Origin of the sequence: Streptomyces poriferorum, assembly GCF_019399235.1 — a bacterium.
Taxonomy (GTDB): domain Bacteria; phylum Actinomycetota; class Actinomycetes; order Streptomycetales; family Streptomycetaceae; genus Streptomyces; species Streptomyces poriferorum.
Window position 1 is genome coordinate 1 of record NZ_JAELVH010000383.1, and the last position, 5094, is coordinate 5094.

Annotated in this window: 5 protein-coding genes and 1 pseudogene; 4 read left to right on the top strand and 2 right to left on the bottom strand. The window is 73.4% G+C overall.

All coding sequences use genetic code 11. The features are described from left to right. Both JGS39_RS36325 and JGS39_RS42035 read left to right on the top strand, forming a co-directional pair. Positions 1 to 758: DMT family protein (locus tag JGS39_RS36325; RefSeq protein ID WP_219574031.1), on the top strand; the 758-nt coding region annotated here is incomplete at its 5' end. A gap of 79 nt (positions 759 to 837) precedes the next feature. Continuing rightward, positions 838 to 915, top strand: a pseudogene (locus JGS39_RS42035) (hypothetical protein); the annotation flags it as partial. Positions 916 to 962: 47 nt separating this feature from the next. On the opposite strand, the gene pdxR reads toward JGS39_RS42035, so the two are convergent. Continuing rightward, the gene (gene pdxR / locus JGS39_RS36330; RefSeq protein ID WP_219574032.1) at positions 963 to 2366 is read right to left on the bottom strand and encodes a MocR-like pyridoxine biosynthesis transcription factor PdxR; all 1404 of its coding nucleotides are present in this window, start codon (positions 2364 to 2366) and stop codon (positions 963 to 965) included. A 47-nt stretch (positions 2367 to 2413) separates the two neighbouring features. Between pdxR and JGS39_RS36335 the strand changes: the two genes are divergently transcribed. After that, positions 2414 to 2920 (top strand): carboxymuconolactone decarboxylase family protein, encoded by a 507-nt coding sequence (locus JGS39_RS36335; protein WP_219574033.1) that lies wholly within the window; start codon positions 2414 to 2416, stop codon positions 2918 to 2920. Between the two features lie 44 nt (positions 2921 to 2964). Then, on the top strand, positions 2965 to 3693 hold the full coding sequence (locus JGS39_RS36340; RefSeq protein WP_219574034.1) for an isocitrate lyase/PEP mutase family protein: 729 nt from the start codon (positions 2965 to 2967) through the stop codon (positions 3691 to 3693). A gap of 94 nt (positions 3694 to 3787) precedes the next feature. On the opposite strand, the gene JGS39_RS36345 is transcribed toward JGS39_RS36340, so the two are convergent. Continuing rightward, positions 3788 to 4777 (bottom strand): malate dehydrogenase, encoded by a 990-nt coding sequence (locus JGS39_RS36345; RefSeq protein WP_219574035.1) that lies wholly within the window; start codon positions 4775 to 4777, stop codon positions 3788 to 3790. Between the last annotated feature and the right edge of the window lie 317 nt (positions 4778 to 5094).

A 5094-nucleotide genomic window follows, 5' to 3' on the forward strand; every position in this document is an offset into this window, starting at 1 on the left:
GTGCCGGTCTCGGCATGCTGCGGGCCCTGCGGCAGTGGCGCTACGTGGCCGGGCTCGCGCTCGACGGCCTCGGCTTCGTCTTCCAGATCATCGCTCTGCGCTCCCTGCCCATCTACGCGGTGGGCGCGGCCCTGGCCGCGAGTCTCGCCGTGACGGCCGTCGTCGCCGCCCGGCTGCTCGGGGTGCGGCTGAGCGGCACCGAGTGGACGGCCGTCGCCGTCGTCTGTGCCGGTCTCGGCATGCTGGGGCTCTCCTCCGGCGAGGAGGGGCACGCGGCCGGATCCGATGCGCTGCGCTGGTGGATGCTCGGGATCGCCGTCGGAATCCTGCTGATCGGCACGGCGGCGGGCCGGCTGCCCGAGCGGGCGCGCGCCCTCGTCCTCGGGCTCGGCGCGGGCTGCGGTTTCGGGGTGGTGGAGGTCGCGGTCCGGCTGATCGACGACGTGTCGCCGGCCGCGCTGCTCACCAACCCCGCCGTGTACGCGCTGCTGGTGGGCGGCGGCTCGGCGTTCCTGCTGCTGACCTCGGCGCTGCAGCGGGGTTCGGTGACGACGGCGACGGCCGGGATGGTCCTGGGCGAGACGATCGGGCCGGCGCTGGTGGGCGTCATCTGGCTCGGGGACCGTACGCGTGACGGTCTCGGCTGGCTCGCGGTCACCGGCTTCGCGGTGGCCGTGGCGGGAGCGCTGGCGCTGGCCCGGTTCGGCGAGGCCCCGGCGGACACCCCGGAGCCCGCGGTCCCGGGCACGCCGGACTGACGGCGCTCACGGCTCCCACAGCACCGCTCCCACCGCTCCCACGGGCTCTCACCACTCCCCATGGCAGTCACGGCTCCCTCTGCTCCCACGGGCTCCCACGGGCTCTCACGGCTCTCACGGCTCTCACGGCTCTCACGGCTCTCACGGCTCTCACGGCTCTCACGGCTCTCACGGCTCTCACGGCTCTCACGGCTCTCACGGCTCTCACGGCAGGATCCTGCACAGGGCGTCCAGTGCGCCTGCCCAGGAGCTGTCGGTCGGCGTTCCGTACCCGATGACCAGCGCCTCGCGCCGCACCTCGGCGTCCGGGTGCCGGAAGAAGGACAGCCCCTGCACCGCGAGCCCCTGCCAGGCCGCCGCCCGGACCACCTCGGCCTCGCTGCCCTCCGGGAGTTCGAGCACGGCGTGCAGCCCTGCCGCGATCCCGCTGACCTTGATGGACGGGGCCCGCTCGGCCAGCGCCGCGACCAGCTGATCGCGGCGGTTGCGGTAGCGCAGCCGCATGGAACGCACATGCCGGTCGTACGCACCCGAGGCGATGAACTCCGCCAGGGTCAGCTGGTCCAGCGCGCTCGACGCCCAGTCGCTCCAGCCCTTGGCCGCGGTCACCTCGCCCACCAGCGACCGCGGCACCACCATCCACCCCAGCCGCAGCCCCGGAGCCAGCGACTTGCTGGCCGTCCCCAGGTACACGACGCGTTCGGGGTCCAGGCCCTGGAGCGCGCCGACCGGCTGGCGGTCGTAGCGGAACTCCCCGTCGTAGTCGTCCTCCAGGATCAGCCCGCCGGTGCTGCGCGCCCAGTCGACGGCCGCGGCCCGCCGGTCGGGGTGGAGCGGCACGCCCGTCGGGAACTGGTGCGCGGGTGTCAGGAGCACGGCGCCCGCGCCCCGCATCCCGTGCAGTTCGCCGGTCCGGGAGCCGAGTCCGTCGAGCGGCAGGCAGGGGGTGCGCAGCCCGGCACCGGTGAGCAGGCCCGTGTGCGGGTCCAGCCCGTACGACTCGACGGCCACCTCACGCACCCGGCGCTCCCGCAGCACCGCGCCCATCATCCTCAGCCCGTGGACGAAGCCGGCGCAGACCATGATGCGTTCGGGATCCGCGTATACGCCGCGGGCCCGTGCCAGATAGTCGGCGAGCACGGTGCGCAGCTCGATGCGGCCGCGCGGGTCGCCGTAGCCGAAGGCGTCGTTGGGTGCGCGGGTGACGGCGCGGCGGGCCGCCTTCAGCCATTCGGCGCGCGGGAACGTGGCCAGGTCGGGCGAGCCCGGCATCAGGCTGTACGCGGGAGTGCTGCGGGGCGGCCGGGTGCGCGGCGTCCTGGTGGCGGACGGGCGGGGCTCGGACCGCTGAGCGACCCGGGTGCCGGAGCCCTGCCGGGCGGTGAGCCAGCCCTCGGCGACCAGTTCCGCGTAGGCGTCGGCGACGGTGTTGCGGGCGATGCCGAGGTCGGCGGCGAGGGTCCTGGACGAGGGCAGCCGGGTCCCGGGCGCCAGCCGGCCGGTGCGCGCCGCCTCCCGCAGGGCGTCCATGAGACCGGTCCGCAGCCCGCTCGATCCGGTCAGGTCGAGGTGGAGGTCGGCACCGAAAGTGGCCCAGGGATCCGTCATGGAAATGGACCATACAGGTGCGCCACTGACCGCGTAGCGTCATATCCATGACGACGAACGAGAACAGCCCCACGACCTCCGAGTACACCGCCGAGCACACCCCGCGCATGCAGTGGACCCAGCACGCCCCCGACGTCTACAGGGCGATGGCCCGCATGGACGGCGCGGCCGCCAAGGGGCTCGACCCGGTCGTGGCCGAGCTCGTGAAGATCCGGTCCTCGCAGCTCAACCACTGCGCGTTCTGTCTCGACATGCACACCAAGGACGCGCTCGCCGCGGGTGAGTCCGTGCAGCGGATCGTGCAGCTCAGCGCCTGGGAGGAGTCGCAGCACTTCTACACACCGAAGGAGATCGCGGCGATCGAGCTGACCGAGGCGGTCACCGTCCTGACCGACGGCTTCGTGCCCGACGAGGTGTACGCGAAGGCCGCCAAGCACTTCGACGAGACCGAGCTCGCCCACCTCATCGCCGCGATCATCGCGATCAACGCCTGGAACCGGTTCGCCGTGACCACGCGCATGGTCCCGGGCCACTACACCCCCGGCGACCACTGATCCAGGCACCCCACCCGCACCACCCACCTCAGGAGCCATCCGCGATGACCGCGTCCGACCTCCGCGCCCTGCACCTCGGCCGCACTCCCGGCGACCCACTGGTCCTCCCCGGCCCTTGGGACGCCGCGAGCGCCCGCGTCCTCGCCGACGCGGGGTTCCCCGCCCTGGCCACCCCGAGCGCGGGGGTCGCGGCCTCGCTCGGGTACGAGGACGGGGCCACGCCCGCCGCCGAGATGTTCGCGGCGGTGGCGCGGATCGCCCGTGCCGTCTCCGTACCCGTGTCGGCCGACATCGAGGCCGGGTACGGGCTGGCGCCCCGGGAGCTGGTGGAGCGGCTGCTCACCGCCGGGGCCGTCGGCTGCAATCTGGAGGACACGGTGGACGGGGTCCTCGTGGACGCCGGGTGGCAGGCGGACCGGCTGGCCGGGGTGCGGGCGGCCGCCGGGGACGAGCTGTTCGTCAACGCCCGGGTGGACACGTATGTCACCGGCGTTCCGGCGGGCGTGGACCAGGAGGCCGAGACCGTGCGCCGTGCGCTGCTGTACGTGGCGGCGGGCGCCGACGGCGTCTACCCGATCATGGCGCCGCCCGAGGCGCTCCCCCGTCTGTCCGCCGCCGTTCCCGTGCCGCTGAACGCCCTCGCCCGGCCCGACGGTCCGGGCCCGCGGCGCCTGGGCGAACTGGGCGCGGCCCGCGTCACGTTCGGTCCCGGTCTCCAGCGCCGGGCCATGGCGGCGCTGGGCGGATTCGCCGACGGGCTCCGCACGGCCTGAGGGCCCCGCCCGTACCGAAAACGCCACCGCCCCCGGCAGCGACTCACTGCTGCCGGGGGCGGTGGCGTCCGCGTGTCCCTGGGGGACGTACGGATCAGATCAGGCCGAGCTCGCGGACCGCGTCGCGCTCCTCGGTGAGCTCCTTCACCGACGCGTCGATGCGCGCACGGGAGAACTCGTTGATGTCCAGGCCCTGGACGATCTTGTACGTGCCGTTCTCCGTGGTGACGGGGAAGGACGAGATGATGCCCTCGGGGACGCCGTAGGAGCCGTCCGACGGGATGCCCATGGAGGTCCAGTCGCCCGCGGCGGTGCCGTTGACCCAGGTGTGCACGTGGTCGATGGCGGCGTTCGCGGCCGAGGCGGCCGAGGACGCGCCACGGGCCTCGATGATCGCGGCGCCGCGCTTGGCGACGGTCGGGATGAAGGTGTCGGCCAGCCAGGCCTCGTCGTTGACGAGCTCGGCGGCGTTCTTCCCGCCGACCTCCGCGTGGAAGATGTCCGGGTACTGGGTGGCCGAGTGGTTGCCCCAGATCGTCAGCTTCTTGATGTCGGAGACGGCGGCACCGGTCTTGGCGGCCAGCTGCGAGATCGCGCGGTTGTGGTCCAGACGGGTCATCGCGGTGAAGCGGTCCGCCGGTACGTCCGGGGCGGCGGCCTGCGCGATGAGCGCGTTGGTGTTGGCCGGGTTGCCGACGACGAGGACCTTGATGTCGTCCGCGGCGTTGTCGTTGATCGCCTTGCCCTGCGGCTTGAAGATGCCGCCGTTGGCGGAGAGCAGGTCTCCGCGCTCCATGCCCTTGGTGCGCGGGCGGGCGCCGACGAGCAGGGCGACGTTCGCGCCGGCGAAGCCGACGTTGGCGTCATCGGTGATCTCGATGTTGCGCAGCAGCGGGAAGGCGCAGTCGTCGAGCTCCATCGCGGTGCCCTCGGCGGCCTTCAGCCCCTGCGGGATCTCCAGGAGACGCAGGTTGACCGGCACGTCCGGGCCGAGCAGGTGGCCGGAGGCGATGCGGAAGAGCAGCGCGTAGCCGATCTGGCCGGCTGCGCCGGTCACGGTGACATTCACGGGAGTGCGGGTCATGGCGATCTCCGTTAGACAGCTGGCGGTGGGGGCTCCTGGCCCCGGGTGCTGGACATCCCTGAATCTTGATGTGAAGAGATATCCAGCGATCAGGCTATCCGACCCGGAACCCCGCAGCCGCCCGCCCCCCTGTGGCACCGCACACAACCGGTCACTCCGCGCTCACCCGGCCGGGGCGCCCGGCTGCCCGTGCCCGGGGCGCCCGTCCGCGGGCAGCCCACCCGCGCCTCCGGCCCACCCGGCTGCTTCGGCCGCGCACCCCGGCTACTCGGACGCTTCGGCCGTGCACCCCTGCGTGCCGGAGGCGCGGGTGGGCT

Bases quoted from the DNA above. Each gene is read 5' to 3' on its own strand.
- JGS39_RS36345 (WP_219574035.1), bottom strand. From the start codon at position 4,777: ATGACCCGCACTCCCGTGAATGTCACCGTGACCGGCGCAGCCGGCCAG.
- pdxR (WP_219574032.1), bottom strand. From the start codon at position 2,366: ATGACGGATCCCTGGGCCACTTTCGGTGCCGACCTCCACCTCGACCTG.
- JGS39_RS36340 (WP_219574034.1), top strand. From the start codon at position 2,965: ATGACCGCGTCCGACCTCCGCGCCCTGCACCTCGGCCGCACTCCCGGC.
- JGS39_RS36335 (WP_219574033.1), top strand. From the start codon at position 2,414: ATGACGACGAACGAGAACAGCCCCACGACCTCCGAGTACACCGCCGAG.